This window comes from Kitasatospora misakiensis, assembly GCF_042656005.1.
Taxonomy (GTDB): Bacteria; Actinomycetota; Actinomycetes; order Streptomycetales; family Streptomycetaceae; genus Kitasatospora; species Kitasatospora misakiensis.
The window spans coordinates 1-2,726 of sequence record NZ_JBHSOF010000117.1; the positions used below are offsets into that span (position 1 = coordinate 1).

3 protein-coding genes are annotated in these 2,726 nt (G+C 71.7%); all 3 read left to right on the forward strand.

Annotated features, from left to right (window positions below):
- Positions 1-775, forward strand: a 775-nt coding sequence (locus ACFP3U_RS36745) for an aldo/keto reductase (RefSeq protein ID WP_380230126.1), incomplete at its 5' end; no start/stop codon positions are given.
- Positions 775-1,515, forward strand: a complete 741-nt coding sequence (locus ACFP3U_RS36750) for a (Fe-S)-binding protein (protein ID WP_380230127.1) — start codon at positions 775-777, stop codon at positions 1,513-1,515. The genes ACFP3U_RS36745 and ACFP3U_RS36750, both read left to right, overlap by 1 nt.
- The coding region (locus ACFP3U_RS36755) for a lactate utilization protein B (RefSeq protein ID WP_380230128.1) at positions 1,512-2,726 on the forward strand (1,215 nt) is incomplete at its 3' end. The genes ACFP3U_RS36750 and ACFP3U_RS36755, both read left to right, overlap by 4 nt.

Below are 2,726 nucleotides of genomic sequence, written 5' to 3' on the forward strand. Positions count from 1 at the left end.
GCCCCGGGACGAGTACGTCATCTCCACCAAGGTCGGCCGGCTGCTGGAGCCGGCCGACCTCGGCGGCGACGACCTCGCCGACGGCTTCGCCGTCCCCGCCACCCACCGGCGGCGCTGGGACTTCAGCGCCGCCGGCGTGCGGCGCTCCATCGAGGACAGCCTGGAGCGGCTCGGCCTGGACCGGATCGACATCGCCTACCTCCACGACCCCGACGACCACCTCGACCAGGCCATCGCCGAAGCCTGCCCGGAGCTGGCGCGACTGCGCGCCGAGGGCCTCGTCGGCGCCATCGGCGTCGGCATGAACCAGGCGGCGGCGCCGGCGCGATTCGTCCGCGAGACCGACATCGACGCCGTCCTGCTGGCCGGCCGCTACAGCCTCCTCGACCAGCGCGGCCTGACCGAACTGCTGCCGCTGGCCGCCGATCACGGCGTCGGCGTGGTGGTCGGCGGCGTCTTCAACTCCGGCCTGCTGGCCGACCCGAAGCCCGGCGCCACGTTCGACTACGCGGCCGCTCCGCCGGAGCTGATCGCCCGGGCGCTGGAGTTCAAGGCGGTCTGCGAGGAGTACGGGGTGCCGCTGCGGGCCGCCGCGCTGCAGTTCCCGTTCGGCCACCCGGCCGTCGCGAGCGTGCTGGTCGGCACCCGCAACGCGGCGGAGGTGCGGGACGCCGCGGCGATGATCCAGCACAAGGTCCCCGCCGTCCTCTGGGCCGAGCTGAAGGAACGCGGGCTGCTGCCCGTCGACGTGCCGACCCCCGGAGAGGCGGGCTGATGCGCGTCGCCCTGTTCATCACCTGCTTCAACGACACCATGTTCCCCGGTACCGGCCGGGCCGTGGTGACCGTGCTGGAGCGGCTGGGCCACACCGTGGAGTTCCCCGAGGCGCAGACCTGCTGCGGGCAGATGCACTTCAACACCGGCTACCGGCCTGACGCGGTACCGCTGGTCGAGCGCTTCGCCCGGGTCTTCGGCGAGTACGACGCCGTCGTCACCCCGTCCGCGTCCTGCGCGGGCATGGTCCGCGAGAACCATCCGGTTCTGGCCGAGCGCCACGGCAGTGCGGGACTGCACCGGGAGGTCACCGAACTGGTGCCCCGGGTCCACGAGTTCACCGAGTTCCTGACGGACGTCCTCGGAGTGACCGACGTCGGCGCCTCGTTCCCCCACAAGGTCGCCTACCACCCGACCTGCCACTCCCTGCGCGGCCTGCGGCTCGGCGACCGCCCTCAGCGGCTGCTCAGCGCGGTGAAGGACCTCGAACTGGTCGACATCCCGGCGGCCGACTCCTGCTGCGGCTTCGGCGGGACCTTCGCCGTCAAGAACGCCGACACCTCCGCCGCGATGCTCGCCGACAAGACGCGCGGCGTCCGGGACAGCGGCGCCGACGTGCTCTGCGCCGCCGACAACTCCTGCCTGCTGCACATCGGCGGCGGACTCTCCCGACAGGGCGGCGGCGTCCGCACCATGCACCTGGCCGAGATCCTGGCCGCCACCGAAGGAGGACCGCGATGACCGGAGCCATGGGCGAGCGCGGCGTGGTCTTCCTCGGCTCCCCGGCCTTCCCGGACGCCGCCCGCGAGGCCCTGAAGGACGATCGGCTGCGCGCCAACCTCAAACGCGCGACCACCACCATCCGTGACAAGCGCCTCTCGGTCGCCTCCGAACTGGACGACTGGGAGGCGCTGCGCGATTCCGCGGAAGCGATCAAGCGGCGCACCGCGCGCCACCTGGACCAGTACCTGGTGCAGTTGGAGGAGTCGGTCACCGCGGCGGGCGGCACCGTGCACTGGGCCGCCGACGCGGCCGAGGCCAACCGGCTGGTCACCGAGCTGATCCGCGCCACCGGCGGCAGTGACGATGAAACGCGTGAGGTGGTCAAGATCAAGTCGATGGCCACCCAGGAGATCGGCCTCAACGAGCACCTCGCCGAAGCCGGCATCACCGCCTACGAGACCGACCTCGCCGAACTGATCGTCCAACTCGGCAACGACCGGCCCTCGCACATCCTGGTCCCCGCCATCCACAAGAACCGCGGCGAGATCCGCGACCTCTTCACCACCGAAATGGCCGACTGGGGCCGCCCCGCCCCCGACGGCCTCACCGACGAACCCGCCGCCCTCGCCGAAGCCGCCCGCCTCCACCTGCGCGAGAAGTTCCTGCGCGCCAAGGTCGCCGTCTCCGGCGCCAACTTCGCCTGCGCCGACACCGGAACCGTCGCCGTCGTCGAATCCGAAGGCAACGGGCGGATGTGCCTCACCCTCCCCGAGACCCTCATCACCGTCATGGGCATCGAGAAGGTCCTCCCCACCTACACCGACCTGGAGGTCTTCCTCCAACTCCTCCCACGCTCCTCCACCGGCGAGCGCATGAACCCCTACACCTCCCTCTGGACCGGCACCACCTCCGGCGACGGACCCACCGCCTTCCACCTGATCCTGCTCGACAACGGCCGCACCGACACCCTCGCCGACGAAGTCGGCCGCCAAGCCCTCGCCTGTATCCGCTGCTCCGCCTGCCTCAACGTCTGCCCGGTGTACGAACGCACCGGCGGCCACGCCTACGGCTCCGTCTACCCCGGCCCGATCGGCGCCGTCCTCACCCCGCAGCTCGTCGGCGTCGAGAACGCCGCCTCACTGCCCTTCGCCTCCACCCTCTGCGGAGCCTGCTACGACGCCTGCCCCGTCAAGATCAACATCCCGGAGGTGCTCGCCCACCTGCGGGCC